Source organism: Natronosalvus rutilus, assembly GCF_024204665.1.
GTDB lineage: Archaea > Halobacteriota > Halobacteria > Halobacteriales > Natrialbaceae > Natronosalvus > Natronosalvus rutilus.
This window is the reverse complement of sequence record NZ_CP100355.1, coordinates 2,052,192-2,078,088: the sequence shown is the minus strand read 5'-3', so window position 1 is coordinate 2,078,088 and position 25,897 is coordinate 2,052,192. Positions and strand designations below refer to the sequence as shown.

Annotated in this window: 20 protein-coding genes and 1 tRNA gene; 14 read left to right on the top strand and 7 right to left on the bottom strand. The window is 65.9% G+C overall.

Translation table 11 applies throughout. The annotated features are described in order from the left end of the window. Positions 1–64: 64 nt before the first annotated feature. Both NGM29_RS09965 and cruF read left to right on the top strand, forming a co-directional pair. Entirely contained in the window at positions 65–937 is an 873-nt protein-coding gene (locus tag NGM29_RS09965) for a prenyltransferase (protein WP_254155915.1), read from the top strand. Next, a complete protein-coding gene (gene cruF / locus NGM29_RS09960; RefSeq protein WP_254155913.1) occupies positions 930–1,814 on the top strand; it encodes a bisanhydrobacterioruberin hydratase in 885 nt (294 codons plus the stop codon). The genes NGM29_RS09965 and cruF overlap by 8 nt, the downstream gene beginning before the upstream one ends. A gap of 71 nt (positions 1,815–1,885) precedes the next feature. On the opposite strand, the gene NGM29_RS09955 is transcribed toward cruF, so the two are convergent. From NGM29_RS09955 to glpA, 5 genes are all read right to left on the bottom strand, one after another. Beyond that, positions 1,886–2,755 carry an alpha/beta fold hydrolase gene (locus tag NGM29_RS09955; RefSeq protein ID WP_254155911.1) on the bottom strand — a complete coding sequence of 290 codons (870 nt, stop codon included), beginning with the start codon at positions 2,753–2,755 and terminating at the stop codon, positions 1,886–1,888. Between the two features lie 127 nt (positions 2,756–2,882). Next, positions 2,883–4,061, bottom strand: a complete 1,179-nt coding sequence (locus NGM29_RS09950) for a Cdc6/Cdc18 family protein (RefSeq protein WP_254155909.1) — start codon at positions 4,059–4,061, stop codon at positions 2,883–2,885. Beyond that, positions 4,061–5,611 (bottom strand): anaerobic glycerol-3-phosphate dehydrogenase subunit C, encoded by a 1,551-nt coding sequence (locus NGM29_RS09945; RefSeq protein WP_254155907.1) that lies wholly within the window; start codon positions 5,609–5,611, stop codon positions 4,061–4,063. Before NGM29_RS09945 ends, NGM29_RS09950 begins: the two co-directional genes overlap by 1 nt. A 208-nt stretch (positions 5,612–5,819) precedes the next feature. After that, complete coding sequence (glpB, locus tag NGM29_RS09940; RefSeq protein ID WP_254155905.1) at positions 5,820–7,127, bottom strand: glycerol-3-phosphate dehydrogenase subunit GlpB; 1,308 nt, start codon at positions 7,125–7,127, stop codon at positions 5,820–5,822. Position 7,128: 1 nt separating this feature from the next. Beyond that, entirely contained in the window at positions 7,129–8,901 is a 1,773-nt protein-coding gene (glpA, locus tag NGM29_RS09935; protein ID WP_254155903.1) for an anaerobic glycerol-3-phosphate dehydrogenase subunit GlpA, read from the bottom strand. Between the two features lie 327 nt (positions 8,902–9,228). Here glpA and glpK point away from each other — a divergent pair, with 327 nt between their 5' ends. The 6 genes from glpK (at position 9,229) to ribB (ending at position 15,485) form a co-directional block, all read left to right on the top strand. After that, positions 9,229–10,767: a glycerol kinase GlpK gene (gene glpK, locus NGM29_RS09930; RefSeq protein WP_254155900.1), complete on the top strand. Its 1,539-nt coding sequence runs from the start codon at positions 9,229–9,231 to the stop codon at positions 10,765–10,767. A gap of 2 nt (positions 10,768–10,769) precedes the next feature. Then, positions 10,770–11,837, top strand: a complete 1,068-nt coding sequence (locus NGM29_RS09925) for a DUF7973 family transport facilitator (RefSeq protein ID WP_254155896.1) — start codon at positions 10,770–10,772, stop codon at positions 11,835–11,837. Between the two features lie 173 nt (positions 11,838–12,010). Further along, entirely contained in the window at positions 12,011–12,697 is a 687-nt protein-coding gene (locus tag NGM29_RS09920) for an HAD hydrolase family protein (RefSeq protein ID WP_254155894.1), read from the top strand. 76 nt (positions 12,698–12,773) lie between these two features. Beyond that, positions 12,774–13,814 (top strand): 4-demethylwyosine synthase TYW1, encoded by a 1,041-nt coding sequence (twy1, locus tag NGM29_RS09915; RefSeq protein ID WP_254155892.1) that lies wholly within the window; start codon positions 12,774–12,776, stop codon positions 13,812–13,814. 272 nt (positions 13,815–14,086) lie between these two features. Beyond that, positions 14,087–14,791: a CTP-dependent riboflavin kinase gene (locus NGM29_RS09910; protein WP_254155890.1), complete on the top strand. Its 705-nt coding sequence runs from the start codon at positions 14,087–14,089 to the stop codon at positions 14,789–14,791. A 1-nt stretch (position 14,792) separates the two neighbouring features. Next, positions 14,793–15,485 carry a 3,4-dihydroxy-2-butanone-4-phosphate synthase gene (gene ribB, locus NGM29_RS09905; RefSeq protein WP_254155888.1) on the top strand — a complete coding sequence of 231 codons (693 nt, stop codon included), beginning with the start codon at positions 14,793–14,795 and terminating at the stop codon, positions 15,483–15,485. A 72-nt stretch (positions 15,486–15,557) separates the two neighbouring features. Here ribB and NGM29_RS09900 read toward each other — a convergent pair whose 3' ends face one another. Continuing rightward, positions 15,558–16,007: a Rieske (2Fe-2S) protein gene (locus tag NGM29_RS09900; RefSeq protein ID WP_254155887.1), complete on the bottom strand. Its 450-nt coding sequence runs from the start codon at positions 16,005–16,007 to the stop codon at positions 15,558–15,560. A 65-nt stretch (positions 16,008–16,072) separates the two neighbouring features. On the opposite strand from NGM29_RS09900, the gene NGM29_RS09895 reads away from it, so the two are divergent. Both NGM29_RS09895 and NGM29_RS09890 read left to right on the top strand, forming a co-directional pair. Beyond that, positions 16,073–17,101: a class I SAM-dependent methyltransferase gene (locus NGM29_RS09895; protein ID WP_254155885.1), complete on the top strand. Its 1,029-nt coding sequence runs from the start codon at positions 16,073–16,075 to the stop codon at positions 17,099–17,101. 143 nt (positions 17,102–17,244) lie between these two features. Continuing rightward, positions 17,245–17,317 (top strand) — tRNA-Thr (locus NGM29_RS09890). A gap of 433 nt (positions 17,318–17,750) precedes the next feature. On the opposite strand, the gene NGM29_RS09885 is transcribed toward NGM29_RS09890, so the two are convergent. Beyond that, positions 17,751–18,149: a CBS domain-containing protein gene (locus NGM29_RS09885; RefSeq protein ID WP_254155883.1), complete on the bottom strand. Its 399-nt coding sequence runs from the start codon at positions 18,147–18,149 to the stop codon at positions 17,751–17,753. 186 nt (positions 18,150–18,335) lie between these two features. On the opposite strand from NGM29_RS09885, the gene NGM29_RS09880 reads away from it, so the two are divergent. The 4 genes from NGM29_RS09880 to NGM29_RS09865 all read left to right on the top strand — a co-directional run bounded on the left by NGM29_RS09880 (position 18,336) and on the right by NGM29_RS09865 (position 25,845). Next, positions 18,336–18,788 carry a hypothetical protein gene (locus tag NGM29_RS09880; protein ID WP_254155881.1) on the top strand — a complete coding sequence of 151 codons (453 nt, stop codon included), beginning with the start codon at positions 18,336–18,338 and terminating at the stop codon, positions 18,786–18,788. 76 nt (positions 18,789–18,864) lie between these two features. After that, a complete protein-coding gene (locus tag NGM29_RS09875; RefSeq protein ID WP_254155879.1) occupies positions 18,865–21,147 on the top strand; it encodes a PD-(D/E)XK nuclease family protein in 2,283 nt (760 codons plus the stop codon). After that, a complete protein-coding gene (locus NGM29_RS09870; protein WP_254155877.1) occupies positions 21,144–22,220 on the top strand; it encodes a PD-(D/E)XK nuclease family protein in 1,077 nt (358 codons plus the stop codon). The genes NGM29_RS09875 and NGM29_RS09870 overlap by 4 nt, the downstream gene beginning before the upstream one ends. Further along, positions 22,213–25,845 carry an ATP-dependent DNA helicase gene (locus NGM29_RS09865; protein ID WP_254155875.1) on the top strand — a complete coding sequence of 1,211 codons (3,633 nt, stop codon included), beginning with the start codon at positions 22,213–22,215 and terminating at the stop codon, positions 25,843–25,845. Before NGM29_RS09870 ends, NGM29_RS09865 begins: the two co-directional genes overlap by 8 nt. The last annotated feature ends 52 nt before the right edge of the window (positions 25,846–25,897 follow it).

The window sequence follows — 25,897 nt, the reverse complement described above, 5'->3', positions numbered from 1 at the left end:
CTCAGACCGTAGCGAACCGATACTGGCAATCGGCATCGAGGGCGCCGTTGCCCGGTGAACAGCCGTGACCGCCAACCGACGACCCTCGAGCGACCGTCCGCTCCTCGACCCGCTCGCGTACCTGTTGAAGCTCTCGAGGCCGCGGTTCTGGCTGTACCTCGCCGGGCCGGTGCTGGTGGGGATCGCCTACGCCGCCGAGAACGTCGGAGACCTGCTTTCACCCACCGCGATCGTCCTGGTCGCATACTTCCTGATCCCGGCGAACGTCTTCCTGTACGGGATCAACGACGTGTACGACCGGGAAATCGACGCCGAGAATCCGAAGAAGGAGGATCGCGAAGGGCGCTACGAGGGGCAGCGATTCGTTCCCGTTGCCGTCGTCGCGTGCGCACTCGTCCCGCTAGTGCTGCTCCCGTGGCTTCCGGCACCGTCGTGGCCCTGGATCGCCGTCTTCCTCCTGCTGGGTGCTGGCTACAGCGCCCCGCCGCTTCGATTCAAGACGACACCGTTGCTCGACTCGATCTCGAACGGCCTTTATATTGCACCCGGCGCGGCCGCCTACGCCGCCATCTCTGGCTCCCAGCCTCCGCTGCTCGCGCTGGCCGGGGCCTGGCTCTGGGCGATGGGCATGCACACCTTCTCGGCCGTTCCCGACATCGAACCCGATCGCCGGGCGGGGATTCGGACGACCGCGACCGTGCTGGGGAAACGGCGCACCTACGCCTACTGCGTCGCCTGCTGGCTCGCCGCCGCTCTCGCCTTCGGGGCACTCGACTACCGTCTAGGACTACTGCTCGGCATCTACCCGCTCTTCGTCTTGGGCGTGGCGACCTCGAGCGTGGCCGTCTCGCGAGCCTATTGGTGGTTCCCGGCGATCAACACGGTCGTCGGCATGGCGCTGACGATGGGCGGGCTCTGGGGGGTATTCTATGGCTGACGGCGGGACCGAGGCGGCCCCGAATCGGGCAGGCAGAGAACGGATCCAGCGTCGCCTCGAGGCGCTCGTCCTGGAGAACCGCTTCACTATCGCCGTGATCTTTCCGCTGGTGGGCGCAATCAGCCTCGTCGGGAGCGCTGAAGGGGTAATTCCGGAACCGCTCGCGTACAACCCACTTTTGATCCTCTTCGGCACGCTCGTGATGCGCTCGCCCCTCGTGGTGGGGCTCCTGCCACGGATCGGCTGGCGGGCGCTCGGCTGGCTCGGCCTGCTCACGGCCTACACCTACGGCGTCGAACTGCTGGGCGTGCGTACCGGCTGGCCCTACGGCGACTTCGAGTACGCAATCTCGCTCGGGCCGATGCTGTTTGGAGAGATTCCGCTAGCCCTGCCGCTGTTTTTCGTCCCACTCGTACTCAATGCTTACCTCCTCACGGTACTCGTCTTCGGCCAGCGGGCCGCGAACCCGCTGGTCCGGCTCCCGGCCGCCGTCGCCGCCGTCGTCGCCGTCGACCTCGTGCTCGACCCCGCGGCGGTCTCGATCGGTTTCTGGGCGTTCGAGGCGGGCGTCTACTACGGTGTTCCGCTCTCGAACTACGTCGGGTGGCTCCTCTCGGGCACCGTCGCCGTGATTCTTATCGACCTCGCCTTCGACCGCGAGGCACTGCTCGAGCGCGTCCGGGAGTGTCCGTTCATCTTGGACGACCTGGTGAGCTTCGTGCTCCTGTGGGGCTCGATTAACCTGCTCTATGGCAACTGGATCGCGGCCGCCGTCGCTGGCGTCTTCTGTCTCGGCCTCTTGCGGACCGGTCGCTACGATCGCACGATGATCGCGAACGCCGTTCCGAAGGGGCTACGAAGCCGGGTGCTCGAGTAGCGCGATGGCAGAAGACCGATTGTCGCAAATCGACGACGCTTCGATGGCGCTCAGCCTGCCCGAGACCGTGCTCAGGGCCACTCGAGTTCACGGTCCGGATCCACGTCCTCAACCGCGTAGTCGTACACCCGTTCGGTCAGGAACGTGCGCAGCGCCGACGTGAAATATTCGGGATTGTCGATGTTCGACGCGTGTCCGCTATTAGGAACCACGAGAACAGTCGGCTCGGTGTGTGCGAGCTGCTCGACCAGTCGAGCGGTGAGCGACTCGTTGGCCATCGGCAAGTGCTCTCCGTGCAGTACGAGCGTCGGTGCCGAAAGGCCGGCGAACTCGAGTTCGATCCGGGGGAACCGGGCGGTTGCGTCGGCGATCTTGACGAACTCCGCGTGAGATATTGTTGGGCCGTCCTCGACGAGCCCCTGGACGGTCGTCCGATCGCCCGAGACGCCGGGTAGGAGTCTGTCCCCGACCCGAAGCTGCCACCAGTTCAACGTCTCGTAGCCCACGAGACGATCCAGTCGGGCGAGAAACCGGATGTTCGCCACCGCGAGTCGGAGCGTCGTGGGCATCGGTCCGGTCGGAAACGTGTCCGCGAGCACGAGTCCGGCCACCCGCTCGGGGCAGGTCGCGGCGAACGTCTGTGCGATAGCTCCGCCCATCGAAAGTCCACAGACGACCGCCCGTTCGATTCCGAGGGCGTCCAGCAGCGCCTCGAGATCCGACGCGAAAAGGTCGATCGAGTACGGCGAGACGTCGGAACCGCCGGTCCGGCCGTGGCCGCGGACGTCGTAGGCGATCGTTTTGAACGCGTCCTCGAGGGCACTCATCTGCGGTTCCCACATCGTCGAACGCATGATCATCCCGTGAACGAAGACGACAGGTGGACCCTCACCGCGTACGACGCAGTAGGTCTCGATATCGTCGGTCTGGACGGTCGGCATGGATCGAGATACGCGCTCGCCGAGGATAACCTCGCGTTCGCCCCGGGTCGTTACGGAACCACTGCTATTGCGTGGCTAAACTATAGAAATTAAAGCGGGCGAGAGAGGAACGTTCTCGAGCGCTCGGTTACTCCTGAGCCGTCGTCAGCGCCTGGAACGCAATCGTCGGGAATCGCGGCTCGAGCGTGCTCGGGCGGCGACCCCCACTCCCTCCTTCGCTCCCGACCGCCTCGTTGATCGACACCCGCTCGAGTAGTCCTCTGTCGGCCAGTTCGTACAGAAATCGCTTGACGGTCCCGCTCGTCAGTGACGACGAACGGGCGATGTCGTCCGAAAGGGTACGAATCGATCGACGGTCGGTCTCGTCATCGCAAACCTGGATCAGCGCGACGAGTACGCGCTGGCGCGATTCCGGCAGGGCCAGTGCCCGGTCGACGTGGACGCCGCCACCCGGCACGTCCGCCTTCGCGGCCTCGAGGTGGCGGTCGTCGATCGTTTCGGCGCCCGCCTCCGTCGCCAGGTACGCAGCGCCGAACACCGCCGCCAGCGCGTCGTGAGCGTTGCCGTCGGCCCACTCCGCCAGCGACCGGACTGCCTGGTGGTCGAGCGTGCCGGCGGCCAGTCCCACGGCGGTTCGCTCGGTCACCACGTCGACGAGTTCGTGCTGGCGGTAGGCCGGGACCTCGACGACGGACCCGTCCCACCCGGTGGGCGCTCGCCGCCCGATCGGGATGACCGTCGTGCTCTCGTCGACCGCCTCGAGTAACTCCCGAACCCTCGCCACGTCAATCGTTTCCGGTTCGTCGTGGTGGTCGACGGCGATCACCGCCCGGCGGTCGGGCCGGGCGAGTCGCGCGGCGAGACGATCGTGGAGGTCGTCCGTCCCGACGCCGCTGGTCGGAACGGAATCCGTCGAGAGCGACGAGAGAACGGCCCGATAGAAGGCGAACGCGCTGGTCGTTCGGCGGGCGTCGACGTAGACGAACCGGATCGCCCGCCGGTCGCTGCCGGCGCGCGTCGTCGTCCCGATCGCTCGAGTCGAGTCGCCCAGCTCCGCCGTCAGCGCGGCGAAGAGCGCGGTGATCACGGCCGACGTTCCGGATCCGGCGGGCCCGACGACCGCGAACGGTTCCGGCAGAGAGTTGCTGAAAGCGGGTTCGACGGCGTCGAGGAGCGCCTCGAGGGTCGAACCGCGGCCGACGGGCTCACTGCGGTGGACAGTAGGGCTCAGCACCTCCCGGTCGAGGACGAACCCCGAATGCGGCTGGGCGGTTCGCCGACGGGCGATTCGTTCCGCGAGGTCCATCAGTTCGCTCCGGACGGCTCGTTCTGGCCTTCGCGGTCCGGTCTGCCCGTCCTATCTTCGTGGTCCGCTTCGTCCGTCCTGTCTTCGCGGTCCGCTTCGTCCGTTCCGCCTTCGCGATCCGATCCGCGTACCTCGTCTCGACGGCCCGCCTCGCCCACCTCGTCGACGCCGCCATCCGTCGTCGCACGCGCGGTTTCCGGAGAGTCCGGAACGAGTGCCGCCTCGAGCACCTCGAGTGGGTGTTTGATCTCGTAGCCCGTCCCGTGTTCCATCTGCATTGCGCAGGTCGGACACTCGGTGAGACCGGTGTCGCCGTCGGCGCGTTCCATGTGCTCGAACATCTCCTCGCCGATCTGCATCGAGGTCTCGTAGTGCTCTTCCTTCCAGCCGTAGGTGCCCGAAATTCCAGAACAGGACTCGCCCACGTCCTGGGCCTCGACGCCGTCGATGGTCGTCAGCACCTCGATGGCCTGTCCGTCCAGTCCCTGATTGCGGGCGTGACAGGGAGTGTGGTAGGCCAGGTTCGGCACGTCGGCACGCGTCCCTGCGAGTTCGCCCTCGAGATCCTCGTGGACGCGGAGGTACTCGAGGCCCTCCCAGGTGTTGCTCGAGACGTCGTCGACGCCGTCGATGTCGAACAGTTCGGGGTACTCCTGGCGAAGCGACATCGAACACGAGGTGCAGGAGGCGATCACGTCGGCGCCGTCTTCGATGGCGGCCGCGAGTTCAGGGACGTTGGTGTCGGCGGCCCGGCGGGCGTCGTCGAGCATGCCGTTCGCGAACATCGGCGTCCCCGAACAGCGCTGCTCTGGCACCACTACTTCGTAGCCGAAGTGTTCGTACACCCGCACGAGGGCCTTGCCGACCTCGGGCGTGTTGTAGTTCGAGTAGCAGCCGTGGAAGTAGGCGATTTTCTTATCAGCACCGGACTCACCGCGACGATCGCGGGCCGCCTCGGCGCGCTCTCTCGAGACCTCGTGGCCACCCCGTGCTCGCCACCACTCCCGGAAGGTCTCGGTGGCGAACTCGGGGAACTCGCGTTCGCCCGCGATGCCGAGAACCTTCTCGTTGAACACGCTGGTGAGCGTGAGCCCCATCACAAAGTTCGTCAACCGGGGGACCTTGCTCCCGAGGTGCGCCATCAGCCGGTAGTTCGAGAGCAGCCGGTTTCGCCAGTACTCGAGCGAACGCTTGCTCATCCGCTCCTCGACGTACTCCCCGCGAGCGCTGTTGTGCATCTGGGAGAGCGGCACTTCCGAGGGGCAGGCGTGGTCACAGCGCATGCAGTTCGAGCATTTCATGATCGAGGCGTCGACATCCTGGTCGGATTGGCGCTTCAGCCGCCACTGCTCCGGTCCCTGGAACTTCGGCCCGGGGAACTCGTCGTCGACCTCCGCGACCGGGCAGTTGGTGTCGCAGGTCGAGCACTTGTAGCAGTTGTCCGCCCCCGGCCTGAGGTCCATCTCGTCGGCCTCCGGAAAGACCTCGATGGGGTCGAACTCGTCGTCGCCCGGGACGTGGTCGTCGGTCGGTCGTTCCGCGTCGCTCATAGAATCACCGTCATGTTGATTTGAAATTGGATCCGTCTCTGAATCTGACTGTGGCTCTGGGCCTGGCTCTGAAACTCGTTTCTACTGTAAGTCTCGGTCGACCGTCGATCCGGCCGCCACTGCTTGCACGCACTGCTCGAGGGGTCACTCGAGGCCGCGTACGGTCCGTACAGCGCGTCCGGGCCAGCACGCGAACGAACCGATCGGCTCATCCGCGAACCTCCGATCCGGCCCGGTCGCCCGCGACGAATCCAGTGGCGAGCGAGACGCCACTGCCGGACTTCTCGGCGGCGAAGTCGTACCCCGAGAGGACGGCACCCGCCGCTCGCAGGTTCGCGAACTCGAGGTCGCCCTCGGCGTCGAGCGGGCGCAACTCGCGGTCGACGGTCACGCCGAAGCGAGCGAACGGGTGGTCGCCGAAGGCGTCGCCGTCGAACCAGTCGTAGCGGTCCGGCGACGCCTCGACGTGACAGTCGAAGATGGGTTCGAAGACCCGCTCGCGGTCGGATCGAACGCCCTTGCCGACGAGGCCGCCGGTGGCGAGGACGTACTCGTCGGCGCGGTAGGGAACGTCCTGGCCCTTGCGATCAACGAGGACGTGTTCGATTCGTCTCGAATTCGAGCCGCTGCGTCCGCTTTCCACCCCCTCGTAGTCGACGACCGGGACGCCCGTCGTGACGCGAACGCCAGCGTCCTCGAGCGCGTCGTACAGGCGGTCCTCGAGGCGCATTCCGGGCAGGCTTGGCGGCCCCGAAGGTACTTCGAAGACGTCGACGCCGAGGCGCTCCTCGAGGTCACGGCGGACGGTCGCGTGATTGTCGTCCCCGAGGATCGGCGGGAACCCCACCCGGGACTCGCCCTCGAGCTGGTCGCGGACAATGGCGGCCAACGCGGCCCGTGCGAAGGTCTCGCCGCGGCCGATGTCGACGGCCTCGTCGCGGTCGAGCAGGTGCGCGTACCGGGTCACCTTCGCGTCGTCGCGCCGGATGCCCGGGAACGAGAGGGTGACGCCGCGGGCCTCGAACGGAGCGCCGGTGTCCTCCAGGTGGGCCGCGGCGAGCGGGGCGTCGAACTCGGGGAGGGTTTCGAAGCCGACGAGCAGCGCGTCGCTGGGATCGCTCGCGACCCCGGGCGCGACGCCGGCGGGGTAGCGGGCCGTGGGCTTGATCGCGCCGCTCGAGGTAGGGACGAGCGCGTTGGCGTCCGTGTGCTCGCCCGCGTAGGTGTCCCCTGCGATCGCGTCGAAGAAGAGCAGTGCCTCGCGAACCGAATCGCCGCCCACGCGCTCGTAGGGGTGGCCCACCGGGAGCGACTCGAGCGCGTCGAAGGGGTCGGCGAGCGGCCCCTGGCCGTCGGGCGCGTACCCGAGCACGTCGATCAGCCCGCTGGCGTGGCGGAGCGTGCTCTGCTTGTAGCTGAGCAGGCGAACCTGGACGCCCCGTTCGGCCGCGGCGAGCGCCGCCGTCGCGCCGGCGAGTCCGCCGCCGATGACGAACACGTCGTCGGTAATGGCCATTTCAGCGATCACCTCCGTCCGGATCCTCGCCTAACCGTCGGGAGTCTCGAGGACCGCCGTCGGTCGCCATTCCCCCGGTCGCTTCCCGAACCGAGTCCGGCCGTCCACCGTCGAACGCGCCGAAGTCGACCGACTCGTCGCCGCCGACTCGAGCCGGATCACCGTCGGCATTGAACGTCGTCGCGTGGAGCGCGTAGGTGAGCATCGCCTGGGAGAGCTGTTCGCCCCAGAGCGCGTGGCGTTCGCCCTTCCAGCGCTCCTGGAAGAGTTCGTCGTAGGCGGCTCGAGCCGTCGGCTCGTCGTACTCGGGGTGGAGTTCGTTGGCCATGACGTGACAGCAGAAGCCGCCCTGGCAGTTGCCCATCGACGCCCGGGTCCGGATTCGCACGGCGTTCAGGTCGGAGCCGGACTGCTCGATGGCGTCCTGGATTTCGGCGCGTGTGACGCCCTCGCAGGTACAGACGACCGGGTTCGGATCAGTGGTTCCGAGTACCTCCTGCGAGCGACTCCCGAGGCGCTGTTTGCTCCGTCGGGCGATCGGCGAACGCAGGCCAAAGTCGTCCATCGCGTCCTCGAGGGTCTCGAGGTTCTCGCTTCCTGGGAGCGGTTCGCTCGCAGTCTCGCAGGTAGCCCGATGGCCGAGTTTCTCACAGACGTGATCAGAAATTTGCTCGGCCATCATCCGGTACGTGGTGAACTTGCCGCCGACGATGCTGGTGATTCCCGAGACGCCGTCGCGCTCGGCGTGATCGAGCAGGAAGAAATCCCGGGTGATGTCCGTGGGGTCTACCGTCCCGGTTCCCGGTGGTTCGTACAGCGGGCGGACCCCCCAGAACGAGCGGATCGTGCGGGCCTCCGATAGGATCGGTACCAGTTCCGAGAGGGTGTCGATCATCAGGTCGACCTCCCAGCCAGCCTCGGGGTAGTCGTCGGGATCGTCGACTTCCTCGTCCGTGGTGCCGAGGATGGCAGTTGTCTCGTGAGGCACGACGATGTCGGCGTCGCCCTTCGGCCGACAGCGGTTGATGACCGTGTCGACCTGGCGGACGTTCATGATGGTCATGACGCCCTTCGAGGGGCGGACAGCGACCTCGAGGTCGGCCATCTCGCCGATCTGCCCGGCCCACGCGCCGGTCGCGTTGACGACGTATTCGGCCGTGATCTCCTCAGTGGTGCCGGGCGATCGGTGGGATCGTTTTCCGGGGCCGGAGTCGTGGCGGACCTCGACGCCGTAGACGTCGTCGCCCTCGCGAAGCAAGTCGATCACTTCGGCGTGGGTTTCGACGCGTGCCCCGTGGGATTCGGCGTCGATTGCGTTGGCCACACAGAGTCTGAAGGGATCGATCGCGCCGTCGGGCACCTGAATCGCCCGCTCGACGTCTTTGGCGAGATAGGGTTCGATCTCGCGGGCTTCCCGCCCCGAGAGGGCGCGCGCGGGAATGTCACACGCCTTGCACCCACGCAGCTTTTCCTGGAAGTAGTCGTCCGGATCCTCCGGGCGCTGGACGAACAGTCCGCCGGTCATCTCGACGCAGTGGCCGGCGATGTCGCGTAGGACCTCGTTTTCCTCGATACACTCCTTCGCGCTGGCCTGGTCCGACACGGCGTAGCGGCCCCCGCTGTGTAACAGGCCGTGCATCCGCCCGGTCGTCCCGTGTGTGAGGTTTCCCCGCTCGACGAGCGTCACCTCGAGGCCGCGCATCGCCAGGTCCCGGGCGATGCCACAGCCGGTGGAGCCGCCGCCGACGACGAGTACCTCCGTATCGTATGCCATCCGTTGACCCAACGACGTGGCGACGCGCCATTATTTTATCGGTGGTCAGCCAACACCCGTAACAATCACCGTTTTTCCAGATAGTTAGTTGTCGTGTCAGGAGTTCTCGTGGGTCAGACGAGTACGGACGAGAAATGGCCCCATAAATGCGTCTACTCGGCATATTCCAGCACGAATAGTTTCGTTCTCTGAGATTATCCCGAGAAATACATAAATATCGACTTACATATTGGGCAATGTTTATACCGATCGTTGGTGTTGTTTATCAGTAATACCGGATCGTCGGTAAAGATGTTCGCAACCGAGCGACACAACGGGTGACTACCAATGACAGACACATACGTCGGCGCAGTAGACCAGGGTACGACCGGCACGCGATTCATGGTGTTCGACCACAGCGGTCAGGTCGTCGCCAACGCGTACGAGAAACACGAACAGATCTACCCGGAACCCGGCTGGGTCGAACACGACCCGATGGAGATCTGGGAGAACACCAAATCGGTGATCACGAGCGCACTCGGCCAGGCCGGGATCAGCCCGGACCAGCTCGAGGCCATCGGCGTCACCAATCAGCGCGAGACGACGCTGCTCTGGGACGCGGAATCCGGAAAACCGGTGCACAACGCGCTCGTCTGGCAGGACCGCCGGACGACCAGTCGCGTCGAGCAACTCGAGGAAGACGGCATGGTCGACACGATCCGTGAAAAGACCGGCCTCGAGGCCGACGCCTACTTCTCGGCGACGAAAGCCGAGTGGCTCCTCGAGAACGCCGACCCGATCAAGATGGAGCGTACCCGGCCATCGGACATCCAGGACCGCGCGGCCGAGGGCGAGGTCCTCTTCGGGACCATCGACACCTGGCTGATCTACAACCTCACGGGCAACCACATCACCGAGGTAACGAACGCTTCGCGGACGATGCTCTACAACATCCACGACCTCGAGTGGGACGACGAGTTGCTCGAGGAGTTCGACGTGTCCCGGGAGATGCTCCCGGAAGTTCGCCCCTCGAGCGACGAGGACACCTACGGAACGACCGACCCGGACGGCTTCCTCGAGGCCGAGATCCCGGTCGCGGGCGCGCTCGGCGACCAGCAGGCGGCGCTGTTCGGCCAGACCTGTTTCGACGCCGGCGAGGCCAAGAACACCTACGGGACAGGCTCGTTCTTCCTCATGAACACCGGCGAGGAAGCCGTCGAGTCCGAACACGGCCTGCTCACCACAATTGGCTTCCAGCGCTCGGGCGAACCCGTCCAGTACGCTCTGGAGGGCGCCATATTCATCACCGGCGCGGCGATCGAGTGGCTCGAGGATATGACGTTGATCGACGATCCGGCCGAGACGGCGGAACTGGCCAGGAGCGTCGATTCGACCGACGGCGTCTACTTCGTCCCCGCGTTCACGGGGCTGGGCGCCCCGCACTGGGACCAGCGCGCCCGCGGCACCATCGTCGGGATGACCCGCGGTACCCGGAAGGAACACGTCGTCCGCGCGACCCTCGAGTCCATCGCCTACCAGACGCGAGACGTCGCCGAGGCGATGGAAGCCGACTCGGGCATCGAGATGCAGGATCTCAAGGTCGACGGCGGCGCGGTCAAGAACAACTACCTCTGCCAGCTCCAGTCGGACATCATCGGCTCGGAGATCTCCCGTCCCGTCGTCGACGAGACGACGGCCCTGGGGTCGGCCTATGCGGCCGGCCTGGCGGTCGGGTACTGGGGCGACGTCGAGGGACTGCGCGACAACTGGCAGGTCGACCGCGAGTTCACTCCCGAGATGGATCCGGAGAAAGCCGATCGCATGTACAGTCGCTGGAGTGACGCCGTCGAGCGCTCGCTCGGCTGGGCCACTGACGGAGGCGACTGACCATGGTCCTCGGTGAGCTCCTGGAGGCCCTCCTCGACCTCGAGATGCTCATCGCCGCGTTCGGCGGCGGCGCGTTCGGAGCAGCCCTCGGCGCACTCCCGGCGTTCATCTTTACGGGCTTCATGGTCATCGCGGGTGAGGCAGCGACGCTGGTCAATCAAGACGCCGGGGCGATCACGAACGATGTCGCGTTCGGCCCGCCGTTCTCCCCGGCGATCAGCTTCGCCGGCGGTGCTGCGGCGACGGCCTACGCCGCTCGCCGGGGCTACATCGACACTGCCTTCGACTTCCACGAGGCGAAGAACATCGCCTACGCCCTCGGGACGAAACCCGACGTCCTTGCCGTGGGCGGGGCCTTCGGCGTCCTCGGGTACGTCCTCCAGGTGACCTCGGGGACGCTCGGGTTGCCCTGGGACCCAATCGCGATGGGGGTCGTCCTCTCGGCGCTGTTTCACCGGCTGATCCTGGGCTACAGCATCATCGGGAAAGTCCGGGGCACGGGCTACTTCGACATGACGCCATTTGAGCGCGAGGAGACGCGAGCGATTACCGACGGCGGCGAGGTGGACGCGGGAGCAGAGACGGAGGCAGCGGCCCAGAGTTCGCGTCTCGCCGTCGAACCGTGGCTCCCCCACCAGTACAAGTGGGACCACGTCGCCATGATCGGCCTGGCTGGCGGCCTCCTGGGCGGGTACACGGCACTCGTCACCGAGAGTCCGTTCCTGGCGTTCGGTATCAGCGCTGCCTCCCTCGTCTTCCTCAACTGCGGCGTCGAGAAGATTCCGGTCACACACCACATCACGCTCCCGTCCTCGACGGCCGCGCTCGCGGTCGTCGCGAGCGGCGACGCGGTTCTCGCGGGGACCAGCAACGAGGTCGCCCTGATCGTCGCCGCTATCTTCGGGATCGTCTGTGCGCTGTTCGGGGAAGCCTTCCAGCGGGTGTTCTACGCCCATGGCGATACCCACTGGGACCCGCCCGCGGCGGCCATCGTCTTTGGGACGATTCTGATCGCCGTGGCGTTCTTCCTCGGCATCTTCCCGACGACGGTCTGGGTCCCGACGCCCTGACCTCTGATCACCGCCCTTTTAGGTTCCACTCACAGCAGCGACCTTCAGTCCGGACCAGTAATTCCCGACTCGAGGAGTGATTTTATCTCGGCCATCGTAGTACCCAAATCGCGGCATGCACAACTGCGATCGAAGACCGATTCCTTTAGGCCTCGCCTCGAGCACCTTTCGATATGACCGCCGACCCGCCGCTCGTCCTCGACATCGACGGCACGCTCACCCGCCCGGAGGGGTGGGGAATCGACCCTCGTATCTTCGACCCGCTGCTCCAGTGGGACGCTCCGGTGGTCGTCGCCACCGGAAAAGCGTTCCCGTATCCTGTCGCCCTTTGTCACTTCGCGGCGCTTCCCGAACTCGTCGTCGCCGAGAACGGCGGCGTCGTCTACACCGGCGAGTCCGTTCACTACACCGCCGACCGCGCCGCCGCCCAGGCCGTCGCGGAGGCCTACCGGGACGCCGGCTACGACCTCGGCTGGGGACCCGAGGACACGGTCAACCGCTGGCGTGAGACCGAGGTCGCCGTCAATCGCGAGCAACCCGAAGGTCCCCTCCGGGAACTGGCCGCCGAGCACGGCCTCGAGGTGCTGGACACCGGCTACGCCTACCACGTCGTCAGCCCGGAGACGAGCAAGGGCCGCGGCGTCGCCCGCCTGGCCGAGCACGTCGGCTTCGGCCTCGAGGACGCGGTGGCCGTCGGCGACTCCGAGAACGACGTCTCGACGTTCGGGGCCGTGGGTCGGAGTTTCGCCGTCGCCAATGCGGACGACGCGGCGAAGGCAGCGGCCGACGAGGTGCTCGAGACGGGTCACGCTGACGGGACGCTGAGCGTGCTCGAGCGGATTCGTGGACGTAGCGAGTGACTCGACCGCCGCTCGTAGAAACCGCTGGCACCACACCACACGCCTTTTACTCGCGGGCGTCCAATCGCGTTCCATCATGAGCAACGCCGCGGATTCCGGGGCCGACGCGTCGTCGGAGGACGGCGACGTAGACGTAGACGAGGACGACGGTGGCGGACCGATGCAGGTCGACTCGCCGAACTACCACCACGAGAACCACACCGCCGCCCAGACCTGCGGGTGGACCGCCAACGCCCTTCGTGGCGAGGGCAAGTGCTACAAAAACATCTGGTACGGCATCGAATCACACCGCTGTATCCAGATGACGCCCGTCGTCCGCTGTAACGAGCGCTGCGTCTTCTGCTGGCGCGACCACAACGGCCACGCCTACGAACTCGAGGGCGTCGAGTGGGACGACCCCGAGGCCGTCGTCGACGCCTCGATCCGCCTCCAGAAGAAGCTGCTCTCGGGCTTCGGCGGCAACGACCAGGTCCCCCGGCCCGTGTTCGAGGAGGCGATGGAGCCCCGTCACGTCGCCATCAGTCTCGACGGCGAGCCGTCCTTGTATCCCTATCTCCCCGAGCTACTTGAGGCGTTCCACGACCGAGACGTCACGACGTTCCTCGTCTCGAACGGTACCCGTCCCGAGGTCCTGCGAGAGTGTGACCCGACGCAACTGTACGTCAGCGTCGACGCTCCCGAGCGCTGGACATTCGACCAGGTCGTCAAAGCCATGGAGGACGACGCCTGGGAGCACCTCGTCGAGACGATGGACGTGCTCGCCGAGAAGGACGAGACGCGTACGGTCCTGCGGACGACGCTGATCGACGGCGAGAACATGCGCGACCCGGACTGGTACGCCGCCTTCTACCAGCGGGCCGATCCCGATTTCGTCGAGTTGAAGGCGTATATGCACGTCGGGCACTCCCGCGGCCGGCTGGATCGATCCTCGATGCCGGATCACGAGGATGTCGCCGAGTTCGCGCGCGAGGTCGCCTCCCACATGCCCGAGTTCACCGAGGTGAAGGAAGTTCCCGCCTCGCGCGTCGCCTTGCTCTCGAAGACGAGCGACACGTGGGTCCCGAAGCTGAAGAAGGACAGTGAGTTCTGGGAGCGCGACACCGTCTCGAGCGACTGAGTGCTCTCCTCCTTTTGGCTTCGATCGGATCACCACCGACCGTCAGTGTCGAGACGACAGCCCAACTGGGGGAAGACCCGCCTCTCGAAGCAGTACCACGGCTGGCGGTCTCGAAAATGGGACGGACCGATCGATACATACCGATGGAGTCGAAACGCATTCTCGAGAGGACCTCGGACCGTCGAGCGATAAACCGCCGACAACGCCATAACAGTTTTGGGATGCGTGCCACATTCGGTACGCTTATGCCACGAAGGGGCGAAGCGTCGCGTATGCACGAGACCGTATCGACCACCGTCGGGCACGACGAACTCGCCGTGCTCAAACTCCTCGCGCTCGACGGCGGTCTCGAGGGCGACCTCAAAATCTCCTGTTCGGCCCTCGCGGATCGACTCGAGGCGTCGAACCAGACCGCCTCGCGGCGTCTCCAGCGTCTCGAGAGCGCAGGCTACCTCGAGCGCGACACCGTCGCCGACGGCCAGTGGGTCGTCGTCACCGACGCGGGCGAGGGCGCGCTTCGCACCGAGTACGAGGAGTACAAACGACTCTTCGAGGCCGATCCCGAGGTCGAACTCGAGGGCGTCGTGACCAGCGGCATGGGCGAGGGGCGCCACTACATCTCGCTGCCCGGCTACAGCCGCCAGTTTTCCGACCGCCTGGGCTACGAGCCGTTCCCCGGGACGCTCAACGTCGACCTCCAGGACGAGAGCATGCGACGGCGCCGGGCGATGGCCTCCCTCGAGTCGATCCCAATCGACGGCTGGGAGAACGACGAACGCACCTACGGCCCCGCCGTCTGTCACCCCGCCACCGTCGAGACGGCCGACGGCGACGTCTACGAGACCGCCCACGCAATCGCCCCCGAACGAACTCACCACGACGAGGACCAGCTCGAGTTGATCGCGCCCGCGAAACTGCGCGACGAACTCGACCTCGAGGACGGCGACCACGTGACGATCACCGTCGGAGACCGCTAACATGAACGGATCAGACACCACCAACCCCCGCCAGGAACCGCTGACAACTACCGCGAGCGTCGAATCGGCCCTCGAGCGCCTGCAGGCTGGCGAGCCGATTCTCGTCCACGACGCGGCCGACCGCGAGGGCGAGACCGACCTGATCTACCACGCCGACGCCGTCACGCCCGAGGCCGTCTCTCGCCTGCGCAATGACGCTGGCGGCCTCGTCTGCGTCGCGTTCGAGGACGCGGTCGCCGACGCGTTCGACCTCCCGTTCTACGACGACGCCGTCGACCACCCGGCGACGGCCGGCCACGACCTGGGCTACGACGAGCGCTCGTCGTTCTCCGTGACGGTCAACCACCGGGACACCTACACCGGGGTCACCGACAACGACCGGTCGCTGACGATCCAGTCGCTCGGCGAGGCCGCCGCCGACCCGGACGAAACCGACTTCGCCGAGGAGTTTCGCGTCCCCGGTCACGTCCATTTGCTCCGGGCGGCCCCCGACCTCCTCGCACAACGCGAGGGCCACACCGAACTGGGCGTCACGCTGGCCCTCGAGGCCGACCTGCCGCCCGCCGTCGTCGTCTGTGAGATGCTCGACGACCGGACTGGCGAGGCACTCGCGCCTGTAGACGCGCGCGCCTACGCCGACCGACACGATTTCGTCTATCTCGAGGGCAGCGACGTGCTCGGGTATCTCGACTGATCCCAGGATCTGTTTTTCTCGGCTCCGCTCGAGGCCTAGAGAGGCGCCTCGAAAACTGCCGACTGACCCCTCTCAAAAAGAGATGTGCGAGGTCGACGACGGACCGCCGTCGCCGTCTTCGTCGCTCTCGTTTTCGTCCGCCTCTCCGTCGTCCTCGAGGCCGCCCTCGTGGTCGAACTGGTATATCGAATCCGTCAGGAAGACCCGGCCGTCCTCGACGGTCACGTCGACACCGACGAGGCGCGTGCCGGCGGCTTCGCCGTTGTCACACGCCCCCGAACAGGCGTCGTACATCGAGCCGTGTCGCGGACAGATGATCTCGTCGTCGCGCATCGCGACGCCGCGGCCGACGTCGAGTCGCTGCGGTTCGTGCATACAGCGGTTGATCCACCCCTCGACGCCGTCCTCACAGGGAACGAGGATCGCCTCCTCGGCCTCGCCGTAGCGGTCGCGAACCGTGAACAGCCACGACCGCGATTCCTGGACCGTCTCGAGTGTCGTGAGTTCCGTCCGACCTGCCATGGGCCGGGCTTCCGACGCGAGCGACAAAACGTCACCGTTAGGACGTCGGAGCAGCGACGGGAGGTATGGACGTGCCGTGTGTCCGCGTTCGCCCCGAGCACGGCGAGACTGTTCGGAGTCGGCTCGCCGACGCGGACCTGATCGCCGACGAGTTCGAGATTACCGTCGAGGACGGTTGGCTCTACGTGCCGCTCGACGATTCGGGATCGAGTTCGGACTCGAGCGAAGGCCCGGTAGACGCCCTGCTCTCGGATCTCGAGGTCGACTACACGCTCGTCGACCAGGGCGTACCCACACGTGACACGCAGACGATGCCCGCGGATCTCCTCGGCTTCGAACCCTCCTACGAACGACTGGGCGATACCGCGCTCCTGGAGGAAGACGACTCCCAGCGGGCGCAGGAGATTGCCGACGCTATCCTCGCGTCAGACCTGCCCCTCGAGACAGTCCTGAACAAGGCCTCGAAAATCAAGGGCGAGACCCGCGTGCGTGACTGGGACGTGGTCGCCGGAGAGGGGACGACCGTCGTCCACCGGGAGTACGGTTGTGAGTTCGCACTCGACCTCGCGTCGGTGTACTTCTCGCCGCGTCTCGCCACGGAACGCCACCGGGTCGTCGAGCAGGCGAGCGAGGGCGAGCGCGTCTTCGACATGTTCGCCGGCGTCGGCCCGTTCGTGATCCCGTTCGCCAGACACGGCGCCGAGTGCGTCGGCGTCGACGTCAACGAGGTCGCGATCGAGTACCTCCGGGAGAACGCCGACCGGAACGGCGTCGCGGATCGAGTGACGGCGATCGACGCTGACGTCCGCGAGGTCGCCCCCGACTACGAGGGCTGGGCCGACCGGATCGTGATGAACCTCCCTCACAGCGCGGACACATTCCTCGAGTCCGCGGTGACGATTGCCGGCCATGACTGCGTGATTCACTACTATGACATCCAGCACGAGGACGATCCCTTCGGACCGGGAGAGCGAGCGATTCGCGCGGCAGCCGAATCCGAGTACGAGGTGAGCGTCGAGACCCAGCGGGTCGTTCGATCCTACGCGCCTCACGAACTCAACGTCTGCCTGGACGTGCGCCTCGAGCGGCGATGAGGTGATGGCTGAAATCCAGCCGCGGTGAGCGGAGCCCGAACCTGGCTCCAGGCGAGAGATCGAACCCGACCCGAGCGGCAGACTCGATTCGCAATCCTTATGCCGGCTATCGGTCCTACGTAGAAGTGGACGCAGACACCTGCGCCAGTATAGCTCAGCTGGCAGAGCGAATCCTTCGTAAGGATTAGGTCGAGGGTTCAAATCCCTCTACTGGCTCTTTCTGTTCGAACGTCAGAACGAACGAGCGACAGGTTCGAATCGGGTGAGCGGTGCCCGTCGCGAGTGAACGTCCGTCGTCGTACTATCTGCGTGATCGGAGCCGCGCTCTCTTTCGATCGTCTAGTTGACTCCGCGAGTGTACGGGGTCTCGAATTCCATATTCAACGCTGAACTGGCAGTTTCGACTTCTCGAGACGTGAATAAACCACATAACAGTATAGCAAATCCGCGAGTAAGACGACAGAACGGGATCGACGAACGGAAGTTTCGGGGCGTCTACGCGGTGTTCAGGTTCACGAAGACACGGGCAGCGTTGGGCCGACTGGCGACTGCGTTGAGTCTCGACTATCGATTCTCGAGCACGACGCTTGCCATCTTCTCGAGTCGTAGAAATACGTTCTCTGTGTGGCCAAATCGACCAGTACAGTACCTACACCGACGCCCGCATCGTCGTCAGGTACCCCGCCAGATCGGTCGTCGTGACGATACCGACGACGCCCTCGTCCTCGTCGACGACCGGCAGATGGTGGACCCCATGTTCGAGCATCACGTTCGCCACCTCGGTGATCGGCTGCTGGGGTGAGACGGTCACGACGTCGGTCGTCATGTAGCGTTCGACGGTCGTCTCCGCTTTCGGGAAACTCTCGGCGACGATCGTGACGAAGTCGGTCGTCGTCAGGATTCCCTCGAGGCGTCCGTCGTCGTCAACGACGACGAGTGAGCTAATGCAGTTCTCGAGTATCGTCTGGCCGGCGTTCTCGACGAGGGTGTCGGGTGCGACTGTTACGAGATCCGAACTCATTAATCTGGCAACGAAAATGTCGTCCATACGTAGTGGTATTGAAGTCCGGCTATAAATATTCTCACGCCATGGGGTGACAGCCTGGCCCGCTCGAGGGCGACCAGCAGGTCATCGACGTGTCTGCCTCGTTAACGCACCTCCGCAGCGCATCAAACGTGATGAACGTACCCTCGAGAACTAACCCGCTCGCGGTCCTACGTACCACGATACACGATGGCCGCACCAGAACCGTCCGACTCGAGCGACGACGCGACACAGCCGAGGCGCCCACGCGTCGACGACACGACGGGATACGGCGTCGCGATGACGTTCGTCGCCGGCGTCCTGCTGGCGCTCGCGTACTACGGCTGGCTCGCGATTCGAGGGCCCTACGGACTCGGGCAGGCCCTTCCCGAGCCGTTCTACTTGCTCGCGATCGCCCTGCTGTTCGTCGTCGAACTCCTCAACAGCCGCCGGGCCGGGCTCGTCGTCGCCATCGCCCGCGCCATGGCAGTCGCGGCTCTCTACGGCGCCCTGTTCGTCCTCGCGGTCGAAGGCGGTGCGTACATCATGGACGATCCGGCGGTCTTCCTCGAGAACTTCGTCGGCGTCACCGTCGTCGCGATTTCGCTCGTTGCCGCCGCGCTCGTGTACGTGACGTATCTGACGGTGGTCGAGGCGTCGTGAGCCAGAGAAGCCAGTAACCGGCCACGTCGGGTACAGGTTTAAGTACCATACAGTCACTACTCCGTGGCATACCGCAATGCCGACACCCGAGTCCCCGACGCTCGAGGGGACGCTCGTCGCCCTCCCGTACCCTCGCCACGACCTCCTCGAGCGCGTCGCCGACGAGTACGCCGCGCTCGTCGAGTCCCACGGATCGAAAAACGTCCTCGTCCTCAAGCGCCACCCGGCGGGGTTCGACCGCCTCGAGCGAGTCCTTCTCGAGACGATAGACGACCCAAACGCGGCCCGGAACGCCGTCAGCGGCCCGCGAGTCGAATCACTTCCCGAGCACGCCTCGAAAGTCCTCGAGACCTACGACCCGACACTCGAGCGCCTCGAGTACGAAGAACGGATCGAACTCATTTCGCTGGTCGTCGCCGGCGCGAGTCTTGACGTGCCGCCGTACCTCGAACGCGCGAGCGAGCACGACAGTTTCGCCCGCGACGTCGGACGGTTGTTGCTCGAGGCGACCCGACAACAGTTCGACGCCACGGGGGATCGAGACGGGGACGCCATCCACCCCTGTCTCGCCTTCCTCTACGCGATGAACGACCGGTTCCACGACGAACTCGACTCTCGAGGCTTCGTCGAACGGGCAGACGTGATCCCGCGAGTGGTCGACCTGCTCGAGGCCGACGCTGACGGCCTCCGCGAACGGACCACGGACTCGTTCGACGCCGTTCTCGCCGTACAGTTCGAGGAGTTTCGCCGCCTCGACAGGCGCTATCTCGCAGCGCTGACCGGGGAGGCCGACCTCGTCTGCGTCGGCCAGCGCCACGCGAGCGTCGAGCGGACGCGAGTCGAACCAGGTTCGCTCGAATCGATCGCGGACGGCCTCGAGGTCCGGCCGCCGACGCGACAACCCGAATCGAAGCCAGCCCACGACGCGATCACTCGAGTGCTGGCGACTGGAACGGTCGGCGAGAACGATCACGACCAGTATTCCGAAGCCGTGCACGAGGGTGAGCACGAGGAGGACGACGAAGCCGAAGACGAGCGCGGGGAGGAGAACGAACGAAAAGAGGAGAACGAAGACGAGCACACGACTGCTCGAGCGTACCGACTCCGAACGGAAACCGCTCGAGCGCAGGTGCGGTGGGTCGCCAGCGAAATCCAGTCTCTCCGCGACCGATTCGACTGGTCGTTCGACGAGTTCGCGGTCGCCGTCCCACGAGCGGAACACGTTCCCCGGACGCGACGGCTCCTTCGCGACGTGGGCGTTCCCACGGCTACGATCGGTACGCCCTCCCTGGCGGACGATCCCGCCGTTAGCGAACTCTACGCCGTCATCGAAGCGCACTGTACTCTCGAGCAGGGACACGACCCGACCGAGATAGCCGAACCCGTCACCGCCAGACTCGAAGCCCGCATCGAGGAATTTTCTCCGCGGGACGTCGAAGCCGCCCACGGGCAGTCGGTGACGACCGCACTCGAGTCGTGGATCCAGCGAACGAACGTGAAGGCGCGCATCGCCCGCGACGAACCGTGGATCGACGCCCGCGAGCAGTTTCAGAGCATCCGCCGGGTCCTCGAAATCGCCCGGTTCGTCGAGCGGACGGACCTCGTCGCCCCCGACTGGCAGGGCCTCCGACGAATGCTCCAGCGAACGATCGAGTACGACGCCCCGCACGTCCACGCCATCGAGACGCGAGCACCGGGCGGTGGGGTGACCGTCTGTCCGGTCGATGAACTGGCGTACGACTCGCGGGAGGTCGTGTTCCTGGTTGATCTGATCGACGACACTTACCCCGGGACGCAGTTTCTCACGCCGCTGTTTCCGACGGCGTGGCTTCGTTCGATGCCGTCCTACCCCGCCGTGACCGACCCCTCCTCATCGACGCTCGAGGAGACGTTCGCCACGGTCACGGACGGGTCGGCCGTTGCCGATCGCTTCGAGACATATCACGCCGAACGGGCACGTCGACGTCTCGCTCTCGGTTCTCGGGCAGCCCGGACCCGGCTCTACTGCTGTTCGTACGAGCGCGAAACCGAGGGCCTCCGACGAACCCACGACGAGTCCCGATTCGTTCGCGAACTCACAGTTATGCCCGGGATCGATCTCGAGCCAGTCAACGTGAAACGCCGAGACCACGTCAGCTACGGGCGGCAACGAACCCTCGAAGCCGCTCTCGAGGTGCCCTGGACCGATCTCGAGACACTCCTGGGCCGTGCGTCGATAGGCGAACCCGTCGACCTCGATGCCACGGCGGAGCGAATCCAGGAGCTCGCCCTCGCCCTGGAGCACGAAGACGTCGACGAGACGATCCGGGACGCCGTGTACACGCAGTTCGAGTTTGCAGCGGGGGAGGTAAGCCGATGACGGGGAACTTCACCGAGACCGACGCGACGACGCCATCGAGCGCCGAGGCCCCACAGATTTCGATCGACGGCGTGCGAACCCACCTCCGGTGTCCGCAACGGTACCGATACGCCCACGAGTACGGCCTGCACACGGGCGACGACGTTCCGCAGACGGCCCGACTCGAGTTGCTCCGAACGGCCATCTGTGATGCCCTTCGTGCGGGGGACGTCGACACGCTCGAGGCGCGTGCGCTGGACCGGTTCGCCGACCGCTGGGCGGACTACGGCGAGGGAGTCCACTCACGTGCCCAGCGACGACACGAGCGTCGAGTGCTCGAGGCGACGATCCGGGCGTACGTCGAGGTCATCGGTACCGACCACGCCGAGTGCCTGTACGCCACCAGGGCGAGCGGCGCCGACGGCGAACTCGTCGGTCCAGATTTACCGCTTCGATCGACGGTGATGGCGACTCGACCGACGGCTGATGACGACGAGGCCTCCCCGCTCCAGATCGATGTGCCGATCGATTACGCCGTCCTCGAGGGCTCGTCGTTCGTCGGGGTTCGGTTCGTCCCGACCGCCGCTCACCTGGGGATACTTCGCTATCGAGCCGCGTGGGACGGCGACGTCGCCGATCGGTTCGCCGGACACTTCGATCCAGACCGGGCCGATTTCGCCCCCGAAATGGTCGCCACCCTGCTCGAGACGGCTGCCGCTCTCGATGGATTGCGGACGCTTCGTGACCGCCTGTCCCTCACGGACGCCCGTACCTGTCGGTACGTCCAGGTCCCGGTCCTCGATCGGGACCGGCTGACCGTCAACCCGCTTCGCGAGCGCGTCGAAACGAGCCTCGAGCCGGTGGATCTCACCGAACCCTACCTGGACCATCACACGTTCGGGATGACACACGAACACCGAAACCAGACCGTCGACGATCGGTTGCGACAGGTGGCGACCGCCGCCATCGCCGGAGTCGACGACGAAGCGTTCGAATCCCGGTGGGACCAGATCAAGCGCGACGTCTGCCCGACGTGTCCGTACGCCGTTTGCTGTACGAAATACCTCTCGAGCGAGGTGGCTTTCGATGGATGACCACCGGCTCTCGAGGTCGACCCCGGGCCCAGCCCCGAAAGGAAATCAGCCCGCCGTCATCGCGAGCGAGGCCGCGTGCACGTCCGTCGACGCGGGCGCCGGTACCGGAAAGACGACCACGATGCTGGCGCGGATCGAACGGGCGCTCGAGGACCGGGCCGTCGACCCCTCCGACGTGCTCGTCGTGACGTTCGCGAACGAAGCGGCCGCGAGCATTCGAGCGTCGATCGCCGAGCGACTCGAGCCGTCCGTCGCCGCAGCGATCGAGGTCCACACGTATCACTCGTTTTGCTACCGGCTGGTTCGAGAGTACGCCTACTATCTCGGGCTCTCCCCGTCGTTCGAGGTCGTCACCGAGCGGAAGCGACGACGGCTACTCAACCGGCTCCTCGCCGAGTACGAGTACGACTTCGCGGCGGTCGACGTGGCACCGACAAAATCGGCCACTCCGTCGACGCTCGCCGGATCGGTTGACCACTTCGTCTCGGTGATGAGTCGCGAAGAGATCGACCCAGACGCCCTCTCCGACGCCCTGCCCGACGAACGGATGCTCGACCTCCTCGAGGAACTGCTCCTGTGGCTCCGCGGCGAGGCGAGAGAGGCGCTGTCGTTCGACAACGAGGCGATTCGGTACTTCAATCGGGAGGAACACGTCACGGAAATTCGCGAGGCGCTCGTCGAGTACGGCACGCTGTTGACGTTCTGTCGAGAGAAAATCGCCGAAGGGCCGGCGGCGTTTCGCGACGATCCGGTGGTGCGAGAGATCGACGCCTACCTCCGGACGCTTCAGGCGTGCGTGACGATAACGCGGGAAGCGATGTCGCTCGACGACCCGTCGACGAAGCACCTGCCACCCGTCCTCTTCGGCAACGAACTCTGGCGGGACGGGGCGAAGACCATCGAACAGACGCCGTTCGGCCGACTCGAGCACTACGTGGCCGTGCTCCGACAGGCCAGCCACTACGCCGAAATATACGCCGACTATCGGGCGAGGCTCGAGACCGACGGCGCGGTCGACTTCGACGAACTCGTTCGGACGGCGACGCGCCTGCTCGAAGACGAGGCCGTCGCCGAGGGGATCACCCGCCGGTGGAGCCACGTCTACTGCGACGAGTTCCAGGACACCGACGCGACCCAGTGGACGCTCGTCACCGAACTGACGCGCGGCCCGGATCGACCAGAACTCCTCGCCATCGGGGACACGGACCAGGCGATCTACGGCTGGCGCGGGACCGACCCCAGGGGCCTCGAGCGCCTCGGTGCGAACTACGACGACCACGAGTCGGTCGAACTCGAGTTGAACTTTCGGTCGAAACAGGAAATACTGGACCTGACGAACCACTGTTCGTACGGCACCCAGCCCTCGAAGACGCTCCGGGAGCACGGACGGACGCAGGGGTCGTACGACGAGGCGAACCCGCCCCACCGGGTGCTGAAAGTCGAGAGCGACGAACTCGAGTCGTCGATACCCGAACAGGTCGGGACGGCGATTTCACGACTCCTGAACGGCGACTGTGGATCCGTCCCGGAGCGAACGCTCGAAGACATCGCGGTCATCGTTCGGACGAACGCACAGGCACGCAATATCGCCGCAGAACTCGAGCAGCGCCAGATTCCCTGCGAGCGGTCGGGTTCGGCGACAGGATCCGTGTCGGAGGGCACCCAGACGGTTCTCTCGTACCTCCGCGTGCTAGTCGATCACGACGCCGACACGCACCTTCGACGAGTGCTTCTCACACGTTATCGAGTACGTGAAGCCGATCTCTCCCGCCTCCACCGCCGCAACCGTCGGCTGTACGACGCGCTGTTCGAGGCCGACCTCGAGGCCGAACCCTTCGACGAACCGGACCGACTCGAGCGGGCGCGCACAGACCTCGAGGCGCTAGCGGCGGCGAAGAACGCCTACCCGATAGCGCCGTTTCTCCGACAGTTCCGGGAGCGAACGAACGTCGAGTGGTTTCTGGGTCCCGACGACCGCCAGACGTTCGAGCGGATCGAACGGTTCGTCGACGCCAGGACCGGCACCGACGTGCTCGAGTCGCTCTCGACCCGGTTCGTCGACGCGCTCGAGCGGGTGCTGGCGGGCGGATCGAGCGACCGCCAACAGGGAACCACGTCTGCGGACGCCGTCGACGTCATGACGGTACACCAAGCCAAGGGCCTCGAGTTCGACACGGTCCTCGCGCCGTACCTCTCGGACGAGGAGTGGTGCGTTCGGCGAGACTACGCCTACGGGGCCCGGTATCGCCTGCTCGCCGCGACGCTCGACCCGACCGTCGACTCGCCGCTGTGTGCGGATCTCGCCGCGGAGCCGACGGCCGAATCCTGGCGCGTTCTCCACGTCGCGCTCACCCGGGCGGAGAACCACCTGCTCGTATTCGGCTCGAACTACGACTACGAGGGCGGGGACGGCGACCTCGCCGCCCCCACGGCCGACGCGTGTCTCCCCTCCGCGATCGAGTGGTCGGTTACCGGCGAGCGGATGAACCTCTGGTCGGAATTGGTGACGGCGTTTGACCGGGTACAGGAAACGTACCCCGAAACAGTCGTCGACGTCACCGACTCGCTCGCCGAACCGTCGACGCACACCACCGGCGCGATCAACTACCTCGGTACCGACGGCTACCGGACGCTCGAGACGGACGAGGCGCTCGACGTCGTCCACCGACTCGGGCGACAGCTTCGGAACCGAACGCTGCTACCGGCTGCGGACGCCGCCCCCACAGTCCCCGAACTCGACGCGCCGGCGGGGCGACGAGTCGGAGCGCTGGATACGACGGCTTCGCGATTCGCCCCGGACGCGTTCTCGGAGTCGGGACGCGATCGGTTTCCCGAAGCACTCGAGCACAGTTACAGCGCGCTGGCGACCCACGACGAGTGTCCGCGAAAGCACTACCTCGAGTACGTCGTCGGGGCGCCCGACGATCCGGTCCCGGGTGACGTCAGTCGACGGCGAATCGAGTCGTCCCCGGCTGACAATCGAACGGGCCGCGAGTCGAACCCGCGACTCGTCGGCACGGTCTTTCACGCCGTGGCCGAGGAAGCGTTCTACCGGGAGTACTCGAGCCCCGGGGAGTGGCGTCGGGCGGCCACCAGACGGCTCACGGCCCGCGGGAAACGAGGATACGAGAAGGAAGTCCACCGGTGTATCGATCGGTACTTCGACGCTCGAGAACCCGACCTCGAGGCGCCGGTTCACGCGTGGGACGAACTCGCCGCCGAACTGTCGTTTACGGTCGACGACGTGCCCGGCGTCGACGGCTCGGTCGTCGGCTACGTGGATACGGTCCGACGGGCACCCGACGGACGGCTCGTCGTCCTCGACTACAAGGCGACGAGCGAACGGATCGACCCCGAAGCGGCCCTCCAGCTTTCGCTGTACGCCCGGGCCTGTGAACGCCGGCTCGGCGAGCCCGTCGACGCCGTCGGCTACGTGTACGTCGGACCTGTCGAGGGCCCCCGGGTCGCCATCCACTCGCGGTCGACGACGCCCGACTGGGAGGCGGTTCGACGCGGACTCGAGGCGCTAGATCGACCGATCTACGCCGAGACGACGCCGGGGTCGCACTGTCGGACCTGTCCGCATCGGTCCCTCGGATGCGCACCGTCGTTCGACGACTCGTAGCACGGTGCCCGTACCGGCAGCACTCGAGTCTGGTAAGCGGCGGAGATCCACA

Coding starts and splice junctions, on each gene's coding strand:
- cruF (WP_254155913.1), top strand. CDS start 930: ATGGCTGACGGCGGGACCGAGGCGGCCCCGAATCGGGCAGGCAGAGAA.
- NGM29_RS09955 (WP_254155911.1), bottom strand. CDS start 2,755: ATGCCGACCGTCCAGACCGACGATATCGAGACCTACTGCGTCGTACGC.
- NGM29_RS09950 (WP_254155909.1), bottom strand. CDS start 4,061: ATGGACCTCGCGGAACGAATCGCCCGTCGGCGAACCGCCCAGCCGCAT.
- NGM29_RS09945 (WP_254155907.1), bottom strand. CDS start 5,611: ATGAGCGACGCGGAACGACCGACCGACGACCACGTCCCGGGCGACGAC.
- glpB (WP_254155905.1), bottom strand. CDS start 7,127: ATGGCCATTACCGACGACGTGTTCGTCATCGGCGGCGGACTCGCCGGC.
- glpA (WP_254155903.1), bottom strand. CDS start 8,901: ATGGCATACGATACGGAGGTACTCGTCGTCGGCGGCGGCTCCACCGGC.
- glpK (WP_254155900.1), top strand. CDS start 9,229: ATGACAGACACATACGTCGGCGCAGTAGACCAGGGTACGACCGGCACG.
- NGM29_RS09925 (WP_254155896.1), top strand. CDS start 10,770: ATGGTCCTCGGTGAGCTCCTGGAGGCCCTCCTCGACCTCGAGATGCTC.
- NGM29_RS09920 (WP_254155894.1), top strand. CDS start 12,011: ATGACCGCCGACCCGCCGCTCGTCCTCGACATCGACGGCACGCTCACC.
- twy1 (WP_254155892.1), top strand. CDS start 12,774: ATGAGCAACGCCGCGGATTCCGGGGCCGACGCGTCGTCGGAGGACGGC.
- NGM29_RS09910 (WP_254155890.1), top strand. CDS start 14,087: ATGCACGAGACCGTATCGACCACCGTCGGGCACGACGAACTCGCCGTG.
- ribB (WP_254155888.1), top strand. CDS start 14,793: ATGAACGGATCAGACACCACCAACCCCCGCCAGGAACCGCTGACAACT.
- NGM29_RS09900 (WP_254155887.1), bottom strand. CDS start 16,007: ATGGCAGGTCGGACGGAACTCACGACACTCGAGACGGTCCAGGAATCG.
- NGM29_RS09895 (WP_254155885.1), top strand. CDS start 16,073: ATGGACGTGCCGTGTGTCCGCGTTCGCCCCGAGCACGGCGAGACTGTT.
- NGM29_RS09885 (WP_254155883.1), bottom strand. CDS start 18,149: ATGGACGACATTTTCGTTGCCAGATTAATGAGTTCGGATCTCGTAACA.
- NGM29_RS09880 (WP_254155881.1), top strand. CDS start 18,336: ATGGCCGCACCAGAACCGTCCGACTCGAGCGACGACGCGACACAGCCG.
- NGM29_RS09875 (WP_254155879.1), top strand. CDS start 18,865: ATGCCGACACCCGAGTCCCCGACGCTCGAGGGGACGCTCGTCGCCCTC.
- NGM29_RS09870 (WP_254155877.1), top strand. CDS start 21,144: ATGACGGGGAACTTCACCGAGACCGACGCGACGACGCCATCGAGCGCC.
- NGM29_RS09865 (WP_254155875.1), top strand. CDS start 22,213: ATGGATGACCACCGGCTCTCGAGGTCGACCCCGGGCCCAGCCCCGAAA.